Raw genomic sequence first — 18,256 nt, 5'->3', positions numbered from 1 at the left:
TTTGGATGTCATCCAAAATCCCCGAACTTAACTATAGTGTCAAGCAAAAGCTCGATCGAATTCAACCGCAGCACGAATTTCCAATTTTTTTTATCACCCCTGGGCATTTACCCGGAAGCCTTGACACGGGTTTTGGATGGAGTAAGATACACGTTGTTGATAAACTGATTCGCGATCGCGGGTAGAGCTCAAAGCAAATCTTGCAGCGAATTGGCATCACTTACATCTTGCACCCTTCTGAGAAACGGGCTTTCCGGCCCGTTCCACAAAAAAAATCATTCTTTGTGGAACGGGCCGGAAAGCCCGCCCCTGAAAGCTTTATTGACAAGGGTGCAAGATGTCAGCCTAACAGACAACGCAAACTCACACACATTTAACTTTGAGCCGTGAAAAAAATCCTGCAAGACTCTAGAGGCCCGCTGACGGCAAAACGCTTTTTTCGTTTCAGACAGATGCTGCTGCTGGCACTTTCGATCGGCATTGTGTTGATCAGCCCTTATTTGCAGCAGCAGGTGGTCAAAGCTCAGTCAGGCTTACCAAGCAGAGTAGCGACGGGTAATTTGTGGCAAGAAGCTTCTTTTCCAGTCGAAAACTTTGAAACATACACTTCCCCGTTCGGCCCCCGCGGCGGGGATTTTCATTACGGTTTGGATCTGGCTGCGCCCGAAGGCAGCTATATCCGCAATTGGTGGGGCGGGCAAATTGTGGAAGTTTGGGAAGATGGACGGTGCGGCACTGGTATGGTGGTGCGATCGGGAAATTGGGAACACATCTACTGTCACCTCAGAGGCCGAGTGGTAACGGCTAATGGAGGGCGTTATTATACCGATCGCGAAGGTACATTGCAAATTTGGCAAGGTCAAACAGTGCCTGCGGGTGCGAGAATTGCCAGAGTTGGGATGACCGGCCGCACGAGTGGGCCTCACTTGCACTGGGGATTGAAGTACGGCGGCCGCTGGGTTGACCCGGCTTTGGTACTCCGGGAAATGTACGCGCAACAATCTTAATTGGTCATTAGTTAGTAGTCATTAGTCATTAGTTAGTAGTCATTAGTCAGTAGTCGTTAGTCAGTAGTCATTTTTTGGGTTTATAGTAAGGACTAAAGTCCGGATTTTTTCGAGAATGAGGAATAAAGTCCTCACTACAAACTTGAATAACTAATGACTAATGACCAAGGACTAATGACTCTTTAGGTGGGTGCCAACTCTTTTTTTGTCAACTCGGTGTAGCGAGCGACAATTTGGCGGAATTCGTCGCCGTCTATCGTTTCTTCATCCAACAGCGCTTCGACAAGCTTGTCTACCAAAGCGCGGTTTTCGCGGATAATTCGGCGAGCTTCTTCGTAGCACTCAAAGGCAATTTCTCGGACTTGCCGATCGATCTTGATTGCCATGTCTTCGGAATACTCCGATCGCGAATTCCAGTTTTGGCCCAAAAACACCTCATTGTTCGGACTTTCAAAAGCCACAGGGCCCAAATCCGACATTCCATAAAGCGTTACCATCTCCCTCGCGAGACTGCTAACTTTTCTGAGATCACTACCGGCACCGGTGTCGATTTCAGCATCGCCATAAATTTCGGCCTCCGCCGCCCGTCCCCCCAAAGCTACTTTAATTCGGTTTAACAGCAAAGCCCGACTCCTCAAACCTTCGCTGTCGAGCATTTCGTCGTCAAGCACAAAGCTAGTAAAGCCTTCGATGCCCCCGGAACGAGGAATAATCGTTACTTTTTCCACCGGGTCGGCATTTTTGAGCATGGTCGCGACTAGGGCGTGTCCGACTTCGTGGTATGCTGTCATCCACTTTTTCTTGCTATCCAGCAGCGGGTTGAGCGTAAGCCCGATCGTGATCCGGTCGATCGCGTCGTGAATTTCTAAGTTACTAATCGTATCTTTGCGACGCCTCGCGGTGAGAATGGCTGCTTCGTTGAGCAAGTTTGCCAAGTCGGCGCCGGAAAAGCCGGGAGTGCGGCGGGCGATCGTGTCTAAGGCAACTTCTGGGTCGAGTTTTTTGTTGCGCGCGTGAACTTGCAAAATCCCCAAACGCCCTTTGTAACTGGGTAAATCTACCGTTACTTGGCGATCGAACCTGCCGGGCCGCAGCAGGGCGGTATCGAGTACGTCGGGGCGGTTAGTAGCTGCAATCACAATCACGCCACTGTTACCCTCAAAGCCGTCCATTTCTGTCAGCAACTGGTTGAGAGTTTGTTCGCGTTCGTCGTTGCCGCCGCCGATACCAGCACCGCGCTGCCTTCCTACGGCGTCTATTTCGTCGATAAAGACGATGCAGGGCGAATTTTCTTTAGCTTTCTTGAACAAGTCGCGGACGCGGGAGGCGCCAACTCCGACAAACATTTCGACAAATTCGGAACCGGAGATGCTGAAGAAGGGGACGGCTGCTTCGCCTGCGATGGCTTTTGCCAGCATTGTTTTGCCGGTTCCTGGAGGCCCGATTAACAGAACTCCTCTGGGAATTTTGGCGCCGATGGCGTTGAAGCGTTCGGGTTTTTTGAGGAAGGTTACGACTTCTTGCAGTTCTTCTTTAGCTTCTTCGATGCCTGCTACGTCGTCGAACATCACGCCGGTTTTGGCTTCCATTTGGAAACGAGCTCTGGATTTGCCGAAGTTCATGGCATTTCCTTGAGATTGGGTCGATCGGCGCAGGATTGCCATCAGCACTGCCAACACTGCAAAAATCACTAGCAAGTTTATTACTAAACTTACTGCGGCGGCGTTGTCGGCTGTTTGTTTGACTTCAAAGTCAATCTTTTTGGCGCGGATTTGCGAGTACAGTTCTCGGTTGTTGTAGTCGAACAGACTAACTGATTGGGTCTGATCGCTTTTTTGATTTTTTAGCCTAACCTTGGCAGTTTTTTGAGTTTCGTCTACTTCGATTTTACTGACTTGCCCTTTTTCTATGTTGTCGATCAGTTGGCTGTAACTCATGGTGTTTGGCGCGCTGTCGGCAAACACCGGGGTCGAGAGCAATATTCCTTGAGAAATCACCAAACTGCCCAGGATGCGCCAAATATTCCGTCCTGGAATTGATTTTTTAGGATTCTGGCTCGACTTGTCTTTGTTTACAGCTAGATGCCCCAGCCATGCGTGTTTCCAAGAATTTTTCATATTGCTTTGCCCAATGTTGAAGACTGCCAAGATTGACCGCTTTTGGTTTGCTACGTTCATTTATTTTAACAAGAGGGCGGGTGTTGAATGGGTTTATCTCTCGCGGGCATCTTAAGAAACCCCTCAAGAGGGGGGGTTTTGAATCCACGGCTGCTCAAGAAACCGGGTTTTTTACCTCATCTGCGGGCTATAACCCAGGATTTTGCTCAAAAAACCCGGTTTCTCGGCCCCTCAACTGAACTTACCCACGGCTGCTCAAGAAACCGGGTTTTTTACCTCATCTGCGGGTTATAACCCAGGATTTTGCTCAAATAACCCGGTTTGTGGGCTCCGTCGGTAAATCTAAAATCTAAAATCTAAAATCTAAAATCGATTGACAGTTGTCGATCGAACTTGCTATGTTAATCATACTCGTAATGAGTACGCTTTAGTAAGTCAGTTTTTGTTTTTAAGCTTTATGGTAAAAATTGTCGGCATTGGTGGAAGTTTGCGGGCTGGTTCCTACAGCCAGTTAGCATTGAAGGTGGCAGCAGAACGGGCGCAGGCCCTGGGCGCGGAAGTTGAAATATTGGATTTGCGATCGCTCAATCTGCCATTCTGCAACGGTGAGAATGATTATCTCGATTACCCGGATGTGGCAAAGCTGCGAAATGCGGTTAAGCAAGCCGACGGCTTGATTTTGGCAACGCCGGAGTATCACGGTAGCGTCAGCGGTGCTCTCAAGAATGCCCTGGATTTGATGAGTTTTGAGCATTTGGACGGGAAGGTTGCGGGTGCGATTAGTGTTTTGGGAGGGCAAGTTAACAGCAACGCACTCAACGATTTGCGCGTGATTTTGAGATGGGTGCACGCTTGGGTAATTCCCGAACAAATTGCGATCGGACAAGCTTGGAAAGCTTTTAGTCCTGATGGTAAATTGTTGGATGAAAAACTGTCGGAAAGGTTCGATGAATTTGCTCGAAGTTTAGTGGAAAATACGCGGAAATTGCGAGGAATTTCTTAGCAGACGGCTTGCTTTCGCCAGTAGTCATTGGTAATGGGGAATTGGGAATTGGGAATTGGTAGTAACTAACCAATAACCAATAACTAATGACTATGGGTAAGGAGTAATTTGTATTGGTTAGTGGCAATTGGTAATTTGTAGCAACCAACTACTGAATAATGACTACTGACTACTGAATAATGACTACTGACTACTGACTTCAAAATGGCATATCGATCATGTCTCCGAAAGGATGGGGTACGTCGATCGGCATTCTTCCGGGTTTTGACTCATATTTGTCTATCCAGTTTTTGGCCAATTCCAAAGCTTCCTCCTCAGTCTTGGCATTTTGGACGGCGACGTGGCGGTTGCCGCGGCTATCCCAAACCTCGACGTAGAAGACTTTCTGGGATTGAATAATCCAACCTTTATAAGTGTCTGCTGGTTCCATAGTTAGAATCCTAAAATAATCGGGCGGGGAGTTCCACTGGCTAGCTAATTGTAAATATTGCCCTGCATAAAATGAATTTTACGGGGGTTTCTATAGTATTTTTGGAAAAAAGTCAGTTTTACGGTTAACCTCATGACTAGACTCCTGAAGCAATTATTTAAGTGGAGAAAATATCTCCAACCTTTGGCCGCGGCGATCACGATCGCCCTAATCGCATCCCAGATGGCGGTATTGCCGGCATTGGCGACTGGCGTGTACGAAATACCGGTGTTGTCGGCGGGCGATCGAACTTGGGTGCTCGACAAAGGCGACGTGCTCAGCCGCAGTAGCGAAAGCAATATCAGCAGCGTGCTCGACAACCTGGAAAACAAAACAGGGAAACAAGTCCGATTTGTCACCATCCACCGCTTAGACTACGGCGAAACGACTTCCACTTTCACCGACCAACTGTTTGAACAGTGGTTTCCTGCCAAAGAAGACCAGACTAATCAAATTTTACTCGTTCTCGACACTGTTACCAACAGTGCGGCAATTCGGACGGGCGAAGGGGTTAAGTCCCTGCTAACCGATGAAATTGCCCAGAGTGTGGCTGGGGAAACCGTGCAAGTGCCGCTGCGGGAAGCCAATAAATACAACGAGGCATTTGCGGCTGCAACTACGCGCATTGCAACTGTTTTGTCGGGCGAACCCGATCCGGGTGCTCCTGAAGTTGTTGACAACATTCAAGTTGAAGGCACGTTTAAAAAAGCTGAAGAAACAGACCAAGGCAATGCCACAGTTGTTGTGGTTGTGCTGTTGGTATTGGCGACAGTGATTCCGATGGTGACTTATTTCTGGTATCAAGGTTTTTCTTGAACAGTTGACTGTTGACTGTTGACTGTTGACAGCGAGGTTTTTAAACAGTTGATGCTTCGACTAATCTTGAACGTATTCTCGATCGCTCAACAATGCAATTTCTGCCCGTACAAATTCCCGTCCCAGATAAGCCGCGTGATCTAACATTGTCACCGGGCTGGGGCGGGTTTCTTCTAGAATTTTGACACAAAGTTCTTTGGCGGTTCTGCCGGTAAAAAGTGTGACCTCAGTGCGTTCTACTTTGCCGCGGGCGGGGATTGGTTTACCAGTTTCGGGATCGACGGCGAGGCCTCGATCGTCGATGATGTTGGTGAAATGTTTGGCACAAATTAAGCTGGTTTCGCGATCAAGATAAATGATGAAGTAGCCACCTGGATCGAGGTCGATGTGGCGTTTGGATAGGCTGTCATCGATGGCGGTGAGATTTTCCAAGGTTTGACTCATGGTTGGTGAAAGGAAGTAAACAATAGCTATATTTTTTTTGCTATTTCTAGTTTAGTCGGCTGTGGGACAAGTTTGGGACATTGGTTGGTTGAATGCGGGGGGAAGTTTCGGGCGATCGATACTTCCTGCAATTTGCCGATCGCTCCTATGCTACAGTCGATCGGGCTCGACAGAGAAATTGATGAGTGAACTTAAGACGCGATCGCTGTTAGATCCCCGACTTGTTCAAGAAGTCCGGGATCTGGGAATTCTGTTTTTTTAGCCGTTGCTCACTTATCTATGATGCAAAATCGGTTATTATTGTATAGATGATTTGTTTGTGTTAAAGCTGAGCCAAAATGAAATTTATAGATTTGTTTTCAGGAATAGGAGGTTTCAGACAAGGGTTTGAAAAAATCGGCTTTCAATGCGTTTTTTCGTGCGAAATTAACAGTAAATGCCGAGAAGCTTACACGGAAAATTTCGGTGAGGTTCCTTTTGGAGATATCAGTAAAATTAATCCCGTCGAGTTAGAAGACTTTGATATTTTAGTCGCCGGGTTTCCGTGCCAACCTTTTAGCATCTGCGGCAAAAAGCTCGGTTTTGAAGATACTAGAGGCACACTGTTTTTCGAGATTTGTAAAATTATCAAAATCAAGCAGCCTAAAGTTATCGTTCTCGAAAATGTCAAGCACTTAATCCATCACGACAAGGGAAATACCTTAAAAGTAATTATTGCCAGTCTTGAAGATTTGGGATACAGCGTGAATCACAAAATGCTGAATGCTAAAGACTTTGGAATTCCTCAACATCGTGAAAGAATATTTATTATTGCAACTAAAGGTAAACCATTCAATTTTTCTCGGCTTAAAACCCAGGTTACTCCAAAACTCAGGGAATTTCTAGACAAGACAGGGGATTTTGAAATAGTGGATAAATCCGAATATACTTTAATTGATTATCCGAGAAAGCAAGATTCGGGACTTTTGTTTGTAGGTTACAGAAATAAAGGTACTTGGAAAACTGGCGTGAGGCTGAATACAGAACATTTATCGAGAGTTCACAGACAGCCTAATCGCATTTATTCGGTAGATGGAGTGCATCCCACCATTCCTTCGCAAGAAACATCTGGCAGGTTTTTTATCTACATTCCTGAGCAAGATATGGTGAGAAAGTTGACGCTGAAGGAATGTTACCGTCTTATGGGTTTTCCTGAAGATTTTAAGAGTTATCCGAGTACGGGGGAAAGTTACAAGCAAATTGGGAATTCGGTTTGTGTGCCCGTTGTGGAGGCGATCGCCCAAGAAATATTAAGTCAAAATTTATTGTCAAATGAAACGAAGGAACCACAAAGACACCCAGAATCTCGATTTCTTGAAGAAGTCAAAACTCTAGCTAACACTATTACTTAATCTGACAACTTATTTTACTATCTTGACGAAGATTCCCATACAATTCGAGACTGTCTTGCCAATAAAAGTGCAAGCTCATCAGCCCTTGGACGGTTATCTTCACGATAGGGCAAGCCTATAATACTCCCATGAGATGAAGAGTCACGTACTACATTTAGACCTAGTTCTCGAATTCCCCCTACATTAAGGCTAGCGACTCCTTCACAGTTTCTCAATGCACTCAAAGATTGCTCTATGGAAAAATTGACAGAAATACCCTGTTCGTTTATATTTTTCCGCAAATAGTGTCCGATTTGACGATCTATCCCGATCTATCCATCCTTTTCGGAGAGCTCGGTAAACAAGTGTACGATCCGGTAATGTTTCAAACTCTGACGCACTTGCTGAAGATTGTTCTATCATATTTTGTTAAACCACTGCAACCAGTCAACTAATGTTGATGATGAAGCGATATCTTCGACTGCATTTTCATTTTTTGCATGGTGATAAATGTCAACTGGTTGCTCCGCACAGAATGGACAAAATAGGCGAACTGTACGCTCTGGTTCTAAGCTTGTCCAATCAAGTGTAATACTGCCTCTGTCATCTGTACCTGTTGAGGCTTTTGGAAAACTGTTTCCCATGCTATCGTAGGCTTCTACAACTAACTTCATAGCTGTCCTGAAAGCATATTCAGTCGGTCTCAAAATCCCGTACTCATCCTCTTCTTCTAAATCTAAAAGCTCGATCAGACGTTCAACAGTGATTCGGAAATTTAATAAACCGCTATTGCTACTGCTATCAGTAATTTGTTCCTTTGCTACAGTCATAAGATTCAATCCATTTTAGCCGATCGCCAATTTCATTTTAATACAGCCTCATGCTGTGAAATTTGCACTCAAAACTCCCATTGTTGACGGTCGATCGATATTTGTATGAACACGGCAGTGCGGTGTCCAAATCCGAATATATTTGTAGGGATACAGCACTGCTGTGTCCGCGATATTTGCAAGGACACAGCAATGCCGTGTCCCTACCGAAAACCGCCATACAAGCACCGATAGGAGGCAATCTTAATTCCCGACTGCAAACTTGTCTTAAGCTGGAACTTGGATTCTTTCAGTGCCGGCAAGTTCAAAGGCTGCGTGTATTGCCTTCAAAGCAGTTACACCTTGTACCTCATCCACAACGCAGCTAATTTTAATCTCGGAAGTGGCAATCATTTGAATGTTGATTTGCTGGCGGGAAAGCGCTTCAAACATCTTTGCCGCTACTCCCGGATGCGCTACCATCCCGGAACCGACAACGCTAACTTTGGCTATTTGTGTATCGACTGCTACTTCGCCCCATCCGAATTCTGGGGCGGCTTTTTCGAGGACTATTTTAGCAGCTTCGGCGTCAATTTGTGCGACAGTAAATGCAATGTCGCGAGTTAATATGCCGTCGATATTGTGGCAGCGCTGCGACTGAATAATTGTATCTACGCTGATATTTTCCTCGGCTAAAAGTCCGAACAGTTTTGCTGCTACTCCGGGTCGATCGGGCAATTGGCGAATTGCTAGACGCGCTTGATTGAGATCCAACGCAACGGCGCGGACTGCGGGCGGTTTGTGGGATGATGAATGCAGCCCAATAGGGGAGTTGGCGACATCAAATGTTTTGCAGAGTTCGGCAACAGCCCGATCGCAATCTTCGGCATCGATCGCACAACTAACTTTCACCTCGGATGTAGAAATCATTTGAATGTTAATTCCCACATCCGCTAAAGTCTTAAACATCTGCGCCGCTACCCTCGGACGACCGATCATTCCCGCACCCGCAATGCTAACTTTAGCTATTGGCCGCTCTTCTGCTTTCACTTCCGGTTCTCCCAATTCTGGGCGAGAATTCTTGCCGAGGGCGGGGATAATTGCATCTGCAACGGCAGTAGCTTGTTGGAGAGATTTTCGCGTCACTGTGAAGGCAATATCGTTAGTATTTCCTTCATGAATTGACTGGATAATTAAGTCTACATCGAGGTTTTGTTGCGCGATCGCACCAAACAACCGCGCTGCTACGCCGGGGCGATCGGGCAAACGCAGTAGCGACACCCCCGCCTGATCTAAGTCAAATTCCACCGCATCGACGGCTTTTGCGAGCTCCAAGCCCTCCAAAGGCCGGGGTTGCGGGGGTGGGGACACTACCCGCGTACCGGGGGCGTCACTCCAGCTAGAAAGCACTACCAGCGGCACGCCGTAATTCTTGGCAATTTCTACCGCGCGCGGGTGGAGGACTTTTGCGCCCAAACTCGCCAATTCCAGCATTTCGTCGCAGGTGATTTCGTCCATTAATTGCGCGTCGGGAACCAAGCGCGGATCTGTAGTCAGAATTCCGGGAACGTCGGTATAAATTTCGCACCTGTCTGCCCGCAGCGCTGCAGCGAGGGCTACTGCGGTTGTGTCGGAACCGCCACGGCCCAAGGTGGTAATTTCCAATTCTCCGGCATCGGCTATGCCTTGGAAACCCGCAACCACAACCACTTTACCGCTTTTTAACTGGCTCTCAATCCGATTGGGATCGATTCGCAAAATCCGGGCGCGGGTGTGGGCTGCTTCGGTGACAATGCCGACTTGGGCGCCGGTGAGGGAAATGGCGGGCTGTCCCATTTCCTGCAATGCCATGCTCAAAAGTGCGATCGAGACTTGTTCCCCAGTGGAGAGCAACATATCCATTTCCCGCTTGTTGGGATTTGCGGAAATTTCCTTGGCGAGTTTAACTAAACCGTCGGTGGTTTTGCCCATCGCCGAAAGTACGACAACCAGAGAGTTGCCAAGCTGTGCTGTTTTTACTACTCGTCTGGCTACTTCCAAAATGCGATCGACTGTACCAACCGAGGTTCCGCCATATTTCTGAACAATTAGTGCCATAGATTCTACACAAAGCTACAAAATACTTATCAAATAATACAAGCAGCTTCTGGATTAGAAGTGGTAATTTTTAAAATTCCCCTACAACAAACCGGAGAAAAGAAAAAAAATATCTGCGTAAACGATAAAAATATGTGGCTATGGGCGGGTTTTACCAGCCATTTAAGTCTCTCAACGAATATTTTAATAAACCCGCCCTCTTGATTCTGATTTTAGCCTCCTTCTAGCTCTCGCAAACGCGCTTCTAAAGCTTGAATTCGCAGCTCGGCTTCTATTCGCTTTTGCCGTTCTTGTTCTGCTTCTGACTGCGCTTGTTCGACTGCCAATTCCGCTTGTTCGGCTCGTTCATCGGCAGCCAGCAGCAAATTCCCCTCAGCATCCCACCAGCGCATCCAAGGCAATTCTACGCCTTGATAAATTCCTTGCCAAATGCCTAATTCCAATCCCATTGGCTCGATTTGGTAATGTCCGCGCTGATTTTCTGACATTAACTCAAATCTATCTTCCACCAAATGATAGCATTCTATTTTGGCTTTTTTGACTTCATAAATTCCGTAAAAAGCAGGTCGAATAATCCGCTCGTAAATCCAGAATTTGCCTTTTTTGGGAGTTTTATCTCTTTCTTCGCTGCCATCTCCAGAGACAAATTCTAGTATGATTAACGGGGGCATTAATTCTTTCCACATCACATAGGAACGCCGCATATTTCCGTCGAGAGTTGGCGGCACGTCGGGCACGTAAAACCAATCTGGGGCTTCGGCTCCTTTTTCTGGCGGTTCTGGGGGTTTCGGGACTCGCCAATAAATACCTGAATCTTGACCGATGCAGTATTGTCCGTCGGGATGAAGTTGGTCTAAAATGGGTCGGACAGATGTTGTTAACAGGATGCTTTGAGGGAGTTCTTGAAAGTTTTTCACAAAAGTACCGTCGGAATCGGGTAATTGAGTGTGGTCTGGAAAATCTGTAAAATCTGTTACTAGAAGTTCGGGTTTTTCGGTGACACTCATGTTGACCTCTTGAATGTTTAAAAATTATACTTCACATTGGGAACGGAATATGAGTCAGTACAAGTTAATTATTTTCGACTTTGACGGCACTTTGGCAATTACTCACAAAGCTATTGTATTTTGCTTTACCAAAACTTTTGAAACTTACAATATTGCCCCGCCTGCTGCTGATACTATTATAAGTACAATAGGCATCAATTTACCAAATAGCTTTAAAATCCTCCATCCGGCAATCGACGAAAGCGCAATTCCCGAATGGGTTGAAACTTACCGATCTTATTATCGGACTGAAGGTGAAAAGCAAGTAGAGTTATTTACCGGGACAAAGCAAGTCTTGGAGTTGGCGCGTCAGTCTGGATTGAACCTGGGGGTTTTTAGCAACAAACACGTTAGTTTTGTGAATGTGTTACTGCAAAAATTGATAATCCACAGTTTTTTTGATTTAATTTTAGGTGATAACGGACAAATAATTCCAAAACCAAATCCGACTGTTTTTAACTCCATTATTAAACCACTGTTCCTGGATTTGGATAACAGTCAAATTTTAATGGTGGGCGATACAGCGGTTGATTTGCTGTTTGCTAAAAATGCTGGGATAGATGTTTGTTGGGCGGCTTACGGATATGGCGATCGCACTCAGTGTCTCGCCCTAGAACCGACTTTCGCGATCGACGATATTTCAGAACTTGCTGTGTTCGTTCAAAATTAATTTTTCCTGGTTTTTTAGTAATAGTTTGAATACCTTAAGTCCTAGTTTTTTTATTCAAAAAAAATCAATAAAGACTCCGGACATTCTATTTTGATTCAACCGTAAAAATAAATGCGCGAACTTGTAAGCTACCTAAACTCTGCCAAGTAAACCATACCAAAGATAGAGTTATCCCTGGAACAGCTATTATAAATTAACAAGTAGGATTCCTTTGAAGGTAGAAGGCACAAGGCAGGAGCAAATAGGAAAGAAACGAGGGAAGCCCGATTTTTTTTAGGTAGTATTTACCGCCAAAATTCTGCATGATAGCATTTTAACTTCTGCCTTCGGAAAAGAGACAATTTTGTTAAACTCTAGGGTGTGCTGGTAGTCGGTATCTACAATAAACTCAATTTATAGAAACTCATGCAGATAGATATAAGCATTCCTTCTGAAACGCTATCGCCGACTCGTACTGGCGGCACACCGAATTTAATAGAAGAAGTATTTCGGCTGTACGATCGCGCCCTAGCAGCTACCAGCAACGGCATCGCAATCGCGGACGCTACCCGGCCGGACAAGCCTATAGTCTACTGTAACGGGGCTTTCGAGCGGATTACAGGCTACAATCGCAGCGAAATAATCGGGCAGAACTGCCGCTTCCTGCAAGGCCCGGATACCGATCGCGCTGCCGTCGATCAAATCCGCGCGGCCCTGAAAGAACAACACGACTGCAAAGTAGTTCTGAAAAACTACCGCAAAGACGGCACCCCCTTCTGGAACGAACTCACTATCTCGCCGGTGCGCGACAGCAGCGGGCTCGTTACCCACTTCATCGGCGTTCAATCTGATATCACCGATCGCTTCCAAGCAGAAGAAGCCCTCAAAGAAGCCGAAGCAAAATACCGCAGCATCTTTGAAAACGCCACCGAAGGCATATTTCAAACCGCCCCAGACGGGTGCTACCTCAGCGCCAACCCCGCACTAGCCCGAATGTACGGCTACGATTCCCCGTCAGAATTGATCGCAAAATGTTCGGCAAAAAACATTTACGCCGATCGCACCCGGCGCGCTTCATTCATGGCAGAAATCAGCAAAAACGGCTCCCTGAAAGAGTTTGAGTCCTGCATCTGCCGCCAAGACGGCAGCACTACCTGGATCTCGGAAAACGTGCGCGAAGTCCGCGACGCAGGCGGAGAAATTCTTTACTACGAAGGAACCGTCGCCGAAATCGCCGATCGCAAACAAGCCGAAGCAGCCCTGCGAAATCAAGAATACTGGTTGAAAACCGCAATTAACGCCGTCCCCGACGCGATCAACCTCACAGACAGCGAGGGGCGCTGGCTGATTGCCAACGACTGCGCCCTCCAACTTTTGGGCTGGGAAACCGCAGACTACCAGGGCAAGACTACTGCCGAACTCGCTGCTGCCGCCGATCCCAGAGTCAGAGAAATCCTGCTAACTTGGCAGGAAACCGACGAAACCACCTGGCAAGCAGGCACTCTCACCTCCAGCCGCCAAATTGTCCCCTTGCCCACAGGCGGCAGCAATTTGTTTGAAGTGCGGAAAGTGCCGCTGTTCAACCCCGACGGTTCGCGCAAAGGTTTGGCAGTGGCGGGGCGGGACATCACCCAGGAAGTGGCAGCGGATGCAGCTTTGCGAGACAGCGAACAGCGGTTTCGGGCAATTTTTGAACGCGCTGCGATCGGCATGGTAGTCGCTACCCTCGAAGGTATTGCGATCGCCACTAATCCGGCATTTCAAGCTATGCTGGGCAGATCGGAAGCTCAACTGCGGGGTGTCGGCCTGGACGAATGCACGCACCCGGAAGACGTACAAGCTTCGCGGGAGTTGTGCCAACAGTTGGCCGCGGGCTCCCGCGAAGCTTATCAAATTGAGAAGCGCTACCTCCGCCAAGACGGCAGCATCAGGTGGGGACGCCTCAGCGCTTCTGTCATCGACAGCAGTCAGGGAACGCCACAGTTTATTTTGCAAATGGTAGAGGATATTACCGATCGCAAATACGCCGAGTCAGCTTTGTTCCAAAATGAGGCTAAGTGGCGATCGCTAATTCTCAACAGTTCCGACATCATTACTATTCTCGACGCCAGCGGTCGCATTGTTTACGAAAGCCCTTCTGTAGAAAGAGTTTTAGGCTACGAACCCGATGAACTCGCCGGTCAAATTGCTCTCGATTTGATCCACCCTGACGACCTTCCCTCGCTGATGTCCGACGCCGAAAAAATGATCGCAAATCCAGGCGATCCGATCGCCCTAGAAGGTCGGTTCCGGCGCGCTGACGGTTCTTGGTGTTTTCTCGAAGGTGTGGGCATCAACTTGCTAGCAGACCCCGCTGTGAACGGAATTGTGATCAACTCCCGCGACATGACCGCGCGCAGGCAAGCAGAGTACCGCCTCAGCAAAATCAACGAGTGCTTTTTGGGATTCACCACGGACGCCGCTGACAACATCCAGCGCCTGACATCCTTAGCCGGCGAGCTTTTGGGCGGAAGCTGCGCCATCTACAGCCGCGTCGGTGGCGGACTGCTGCAAGCGATCGCAACTTGGCAAGCGCCGCCGGACTACCCGCTGGTCGATCGCGCCGAGGGCCACATCTGCACCGACGTATGCAGCAAAGGAAGCGATCGGGCTGTTGCCATTCTCGACTTACAGAACACGATCTACGGCAAAATCGATCCCGCTGTCATCCGCTACCAACTGCGAACCTATCTGGGACAAGCAGTGCGGCTGGGCGACAATTATGTGGGTGCCATGTGCGTTCTCTACACTGAGTCGATCGCGCCCACAGAAGCCGACTGCAAGCTGATCGGAATTATTGCTGGGGCGATCGGAGTTGAGGAAGAACGGGCCGCCGCCGCCGATCGCGATCGACAAAAATCCCAAGAATTGCAAACAGCTTTGCGCGAATTGCAGCAAACTCAAATGCAGTTAGTACAAACCGAAAAAATGTCTTCCCTCGGACAAGTGCTAGCAGGAATTGCCCACGAAATTAACAACCCAGTTGGCTTTGTCGCCGGCAACCTCTGCCACGTGCGAGGCTACGTTCTAGACTTATTAGAAATCGTACAGGTGTATCGAGAAGAGTACCCAAATCCCCCAGCAAAACTTCAGCAACAAGCCGAAGATATAGACTTAGAATTTCTAGCAGAAGACCTGCCAAAATTGCTCAATTCGATGCAGACCGGATGCGAGCGCATTGTAGAAATTATTCAAACTCTCCGAAATTTCTCGCGGGCGGACGAAGCAAAAATCAAAACTGCCGACATTCATGAAGGTTTAGAAAGTACCTTGTTAATGTTGAACAGCCGACTGAAAGCCAAACCCAACTGGCAGGGCATTAAAGTGATTAAAGAATACGGAGAACTGCCGCAAATAAACTGTCATCCCGGACTATTAAATCAGGTTTTTATGAATGTATTTGCAAATGCGATCGACGCCTTGGAAGAAAGCTGCAACCAAGCAAAAAACATCGCAAATTCTACGATCTTTCCTACTATTACCATTCAAACTAAAACGATTGACGACAAGAGCATTTTAATTCGGATTAAAGACAACGGTCAGGGCATTCCCGAAGATCATATTGTGCGTTTATTTGACCCATTCTTTACCACAAAACCCGTAGGTAAAGGCACAGGTTTAGGTTTATCAATTTCACACCAAATTGTCGTTGAAAAACACAACGGGAAATTGCAGTGTCACTCGGAACCGGGTAAAGGTACTGAATTTATCATCGAAATTCCAATTCGTTGACATCAGGACGACGCTAATCAGGATATAGCAATCCTCGCATCATTTGTGAATTTCTTACTTCCTCTCCGCGGGTTCGGGGAGGGTTGGGGTGGGGTAAAAAATTTACGACTCATTGAGGATTGCTATCTAATTATGTTCAAGTCATATCAAATCCGTTAGCATCGGAATAGTAAATTCGAGTTCAATGTTGACTGTTGACGGCGTCAACCGTCAACCGTCAACAGTCAACATCATGTATGAGTGTAACCGGAAATGATATCAGCCCTAACTTACTTAAAAACTAAACTGCGTCCGCAAATTGCCCACAAAAATTGTCGGGTTGTTATCGAAATTGTTGGCATTGCCGATCGCATAAAATGCCGGCACGATCGAAACATGGTCGGTGAGAGGAAAATAATAAGTTGCCTCAATTTCGTACTGCGTGCCACCGTTACCCCCGCCAGAAATCAGAAATCTCCGACCGCCAGTAAAGTCAAAAGGTACTAAATATGACACGGTAAGCAAAGCTCCTTCTTTGAACAAATCGGGAAATGCAAGTCCTAACTGATAAGATTGATTTTTGATCGTGCCGTCGGGTCGGTTAGTCTTGGGAAATATATTGGTTTCGGCGTAGCCGTAACGGCCGAAAAGACCAAAACCCCGAGTGACTGACCAATCGAAATTGAAACTATAAGTATTCGCAGTAGCATTCCCCAGCCGACCACCAAAACCGTCATCTGCCACACCGTTTAACGGCTTGCTGTTAGGAGAGCCAATTAAGCCGCCGATTTGCTGGATGTTGGAACGGCTGTACAAAAAACGCAAATTAGTCCGATTGCTCGGACTGAATGTTAATTCTGCTGTAGTCGTATTTGTCCCACCAAACAATCCTTGAGACGGATTGGAAGCGGAATTAAATACGGAAGTGGGCAAAAATTCCGTACTCTCGCCCAAATAGCCAAAACGCAGTTTCAATGCGCGGGCAATATCCCACAAAACCACAGCACCGGCACCGCGTCGGGTAGCGCTTAACAAAGGGCTGTTGTTAGAATTAAAGCTGCTCGCACCGTCTACGAAAAAGTTAAATTTATTGTTGTCAAAGTAGCGGTAAAAATTAATCCGCGGCCCCACTACTACTTGCAAGCTGTTGCTAACAGGGAACCGATAGGAAAGTTCCCGCAGGATAACTTCATTGGGATTTGCTCCGGCAGTTTGATCGAGAAAAGGAGTGCCGAATGTATTGAAAAAACCCGTTGAAGTATACTGGTTGGCTGGGGAATTGCCGTTACCTACAGCTAGCTGTGTAATCAATTCGTCTTTCCCTGTAAAGGAAGTAGTGAGAGTCAACCAAACTAACTGACTGAAAGTGATTTCTGGATCATCGTCCACTCTCTGCACAATTGGTCTGTTGGTGACTGGATCGCGTCCGGCTACTCGATCGAGCGGAGCAGCATTTCCATTTGTTGCTTCAACTCGGACTCGATCGCCCGCAAAAGCTCCAGTCAGGTTAAACCAAGCAAATCCGTTGAGTTTAGTAGTAGTTGAAAATTGGTTGGCCTCCAATTCGGCAGTGCGGGCTTCTAAAGTATCTACTCGACCGCGCAATGTAGCTAATTCTGCTGCAAATTCTTCTTGCAATCTTTGCAAAGCAAGTAAATCTTCTCGCTTGACTAAATTACCAGTAGAACCGCCAAGTTGTTTGGTAATTTGGTCTAAGCAAGCGTTTAATCCGGCAGCAAATTCGTAGCGAGTCATGGCTCGATTGCCTCGGAATGTGCCGTCTGGATATCCCGCAATGCAGCCGTATCTTTCTACTAGGGATTGTAAGGCTTGAAAAGCCCAATCTGTCGGCCGCACGTCGGAGAGTTGGGAAACAGAAGTGACTTGTGCTGCGTCTTCTTGTATGCTGAGGTCATCAGCGCTGCCCGTCTCGCTGCTGATGTCGTCAACTTTGCTGGCTTCAGCAACTTGTTGAGACTGAGGAGAGTTTGCAGTTTCTAACTCCTGTGGGGGCAATTCGCGAATTGCCTCCGTTATTTCTGGGGTTGTTGTTGCGTGATCGACAATTGCTATATCTTGTTTGGGTAAAGCAGGATCGACAATTGCTATATCTTGTTTGGGTAAAGCAGGATCGACAATTGCTATATCTTGTTTGGGTAAAGCGCTATTTACCCAAGCTGCATCTGTTTCGGGTAAAGCGCGCTCGACTTTTGCTATATCTGTTTCGGGTGAAGCGCGATCGACTTTTGCATCTGTTTCGGGTAAAGCGCTATTCACCCATGCTGCATCTGTGTCGGGTAAAGCGCGATCGACTGCTGAGTTAGCCTCTGCGGTGATCGCCGCTAACTGCGGTATCTCAATCTTACCTTCTGCCAGCGCTGCGTCTGGGGTAGCCGTAGGGACGGCACTCGCTTCTAGCGCAACTTCTGGAGTTGAGGTATCCTGAATTTGAGCTGTTGCGGAGATCGGCCCCAAAGGCACTGCCGCACCAGAAATCAAGAAAGACAGCCAAAAAGCTTTAACGGAGGTTGAATTATTCACCATACCACTCACACCACTTGTTGAAAATTAAATTTGGCCAATCTTAAACGATAAGCTTGCTTATAAATGTGTTTGGTTTAACAAATTCTTATAAATAGTTAAATTTATTTTAGGAAGCGAGCGATTCCCAATCACTAA

At 47.1% G+C, this 18,256-nt stretch carries 15 protein-coding genes; 8 read left to right on the top strand and 7 right to left on the bottom strand.

What is annotated here, in order from left to right; genetic code table 11:
- Positions 1 to 5 precede the first annotated feature (5 nt).
- Together QT979_RS02300 and QT979_RS02295 are read left to right on the top strand one after the other, a co-directional pair.
- The gene (locus QT979_RS02300) at positions 6 to 185 is read left to right on the top strand and encodes a hypothetical protein (protein WP_333083634.1); all 180 of its coding nucleotides are present in this window, start codon (positions 6 to 8) and stop codon (positions 183 to 185) included.
- A 267-nt stretch (positions 186 to 452) separates the two neighbouring features.
- On the top strand, positions 453 to 1,007 hold the full coding sequence (locus QT979_RS02295; protein ID WP_333215537.1) for a M23 family metallopeptidase: 555 nt from the start codon (positions 453 to 455) through the stop codon (positions 1,005 to 1,007).
- A 182-nt stretch (positions 1,008 to 1,189) separates the two neighbouring features.
- Here QT979_RS02295 and ftsH read toward each other — a convergent pair whose 3' ends face one another.
- Complete coding sequence (gene ftsH, locus QT979_RS02290) at positions 1,190 to 3,124, bottom strand: ATP-dependent zinc metalloprotease FtsH (protein WP_333466423.1); 1,935 nt, start codon at positions 3,122 to 3,124, stop codon at positions 1,190 to 1,192.
- A 457-nt stretch (positions 3,125 to 3,581) separates the two neighbouring features.
- Here ftsH and QT979_RS02285 point away from each other — a divergent pair, with 457 nt between their 5' ends.
- Positions 3,582 to 4,127, top strand: a complete 546-nt coding sequence (locus tag QT979_RS02285; RefSeq protein ID WP_333308093.1) for an NADPH-dependent FMN reductase — start codon at positions 3,582 to 3,584, stop codon at positions 4,125 to 4,127.
- A gap of 199 nt (positions 4,128 to 4,326) precedes the next feature.
- On the opposite strand, the gene QT979_RS02280 is transcribed toward QT979_RS02285, so the two are convergent.
- The gene (locus QT979_RS02280) at positions 4,327 to 4,557 is read right to left on the bottom strand and encodes a hypothetical protein (protein WP_333046561.1); all 231 of its coding nucleotides are present in this window, start codon (positions 4,555 to 4,557) and stop codon (positions 4,327 to 4,329) included.
- A gap of 132 nt (positions 4,558 to 4,689) precedes the next feature.
- On the opposite strand from QT979_RS02280, the gene psb32 reads away from it, so the two are divergent.
- Positions 4,690 to 5,412, top strand: coding sequence for a photosystem II repair protein Psb32 (psb32, locus tag QT979_RS02275; RefSeq protein WP_333307929.1), 723 nt, complete (start codon positions 4,690 to 4,692; stop codon positions 5,410 to 5,412).
- A gap of 60 nt (positions 5,413 to 5,472) precedes the next feature.
- Here psb32 and QT979_RS02270 read toward each other — a convergent pair whose 3' ends face one another.
- Positions 5,473 to 5,856 carry a DUF4346 domain-containing protein gene (locus QT979_RS02270; protein WP_333213357.1) on the bottom strand — a complete coding sequence of 128 codons (384 nt, stop codon included), beginning with the start codon at positions 5,854 to 5,856 and terminating at the stop codon, positions 5,473 to 5,475.
- Positions 5,857 to 5,917: 61 nt separating this feature from the next.
- On the opposite strand from QT979_RS02270, the gene QT979_RS02265 reads away from it, so the two are divergent.
- Both QT979_RS02265 and dcm read left to right on the top strand, forming a co-directional pair.
- Positions 5,918 to 6,118, top strand: coding sequence for a hypothetical protein (locus tag QT979_RS02265; RefSeq protein ID WP_333213358.1), 201 nt, complete (start codon positions 5,918 to 5,920; stop codon positions 6,116 to 6,118).
- A gap of 76 nt (positions 6,119 to 6,194) precedes the next feature.
- Positions 6,195 to 7,247 (top strand): DNA (cytosine-5-)-methyltransferase, encoded by a 1,053-nt coding sequence (dcm, locus tag QT979_RS02260; RefSeq protein WP_333307927.1) that lies wholly within the window; start codon positions 6,195 to 6,197, stop codon positions 7,245 to 7,247.
- A 398-nt stretch (positions 7,248 to 7,645) separates the two neighbouring features.
- Here dcm and QT979_RS02255 read toward each other — a convergent pair whose 3' ends face one another.
- From QT979_RS02255 to QT979_RS02245, 3 genes are all read right to left on the bottom strand, one after another.
- The gene (locus QT979_RS02255) at positions 7,646 to 8,056 is read right to left on the bottom strand and encodes a hypothetical protein (RefSeq protein ID WP_333213360.1); all 411 of its coding nucleotides are present in this window, start codon (positions 8,054 to 8,056) and stop codon (positions 7,646 to 7,648) included.
- Positions 8,057 to 8,323: 267 nt separating this feature from the next.
- Positions 8,324 to 10,132 carry an aspartate kinase gene (locus QT979_RS02250; protein ID WP_333307925.1) on the bottom strand — a complete coding sequence of 603 codons (1,809 nt, stop codon included), beginning with the start codon at positions 10,130 to 10,132 and terminating at the stop codon, positions 8,324 to 8,326.
- Between the two features lie 212 nt (positions 10,133 to 10,344).
- Positions 10,345 to 11,139 carry a Uma2 family endonuclease gene (locus tag QT979_RS02245; RefSeq protein WP_333213362.1) on the bottom strand — a complete coding sequence of 265 codons (795 nt, stop codon included), beginning with the start codon at positions 11,137 to 11,139 and terminating at the stop codon, positions 10,345 to 10,347.
- Between the two features lie 49 nt (positions 11,140 to 11,188).
- On the opposite strand from QT979_RS02245, the gene QT979_RS02240 reads away from it, so the two are divergent.
- Together QT979_RS02240 and QT979_RS02235 are read left to right on the top strand one after the other, a co-directional pair.
- Positions 11,189 to 11,848: an HAD family hydrolase gene (locus QT979_RS02240; protein ID WP_333213363.1), complete on the top strand. Its 660-nt coding sequence runs from the start codon at positions 11,189 to 11,191 to the stop codon at positions 11,846 to 11,848.
- A gap of 405 nt (positions 11,849 to 12,253) precedes the next feature.
- Positions 12,254 to 15,598 carry a PAS domain S-box protein gene (locus tag QT979_RS02235; protein WP_333307923.1) on the top strand — a complete coding sequence of 1,115 codons (3,345 nt, stop codon included), beginning with the start codon at positions 12,254 to 12,256 and terminating at the stop codon, positions 15,596 to 15,598.
- Between the two features lie 273 nt (positions 15,599 to 15,871).
- Here QT979_RS02235 and QT979_RS02230 read toward each other — a convergent pair whose 3' ends face one another.
- Positions 15,872 to 18,121, bottom strand: coding sequence for an iron uptake porin (locus tag QT979_RS02230; protein WP_333307921.1), 2,250 nt, complete (start codon positions 18,119 to 18,121; stop codon positions 15,872 to 15,874).
- Between the last annotated feature and the right edge of the window lie 135 nt (positions 18,122 to 18,256).

The organism is Microcoleus sp. w2-18bC1 (assembly GCF_036700365.1).
Classification (GTDB): Bacteria; Cyanobacteriota; Cyanobacteriia; order Cyanobacteriales; family Microcoleaceae; genus Microcoleus.
The sequence above is the reverse complement of the archived record's forward strand: the minus strand, read 5'-3'. Positions and strand labels throughout refer to the sequence as shown.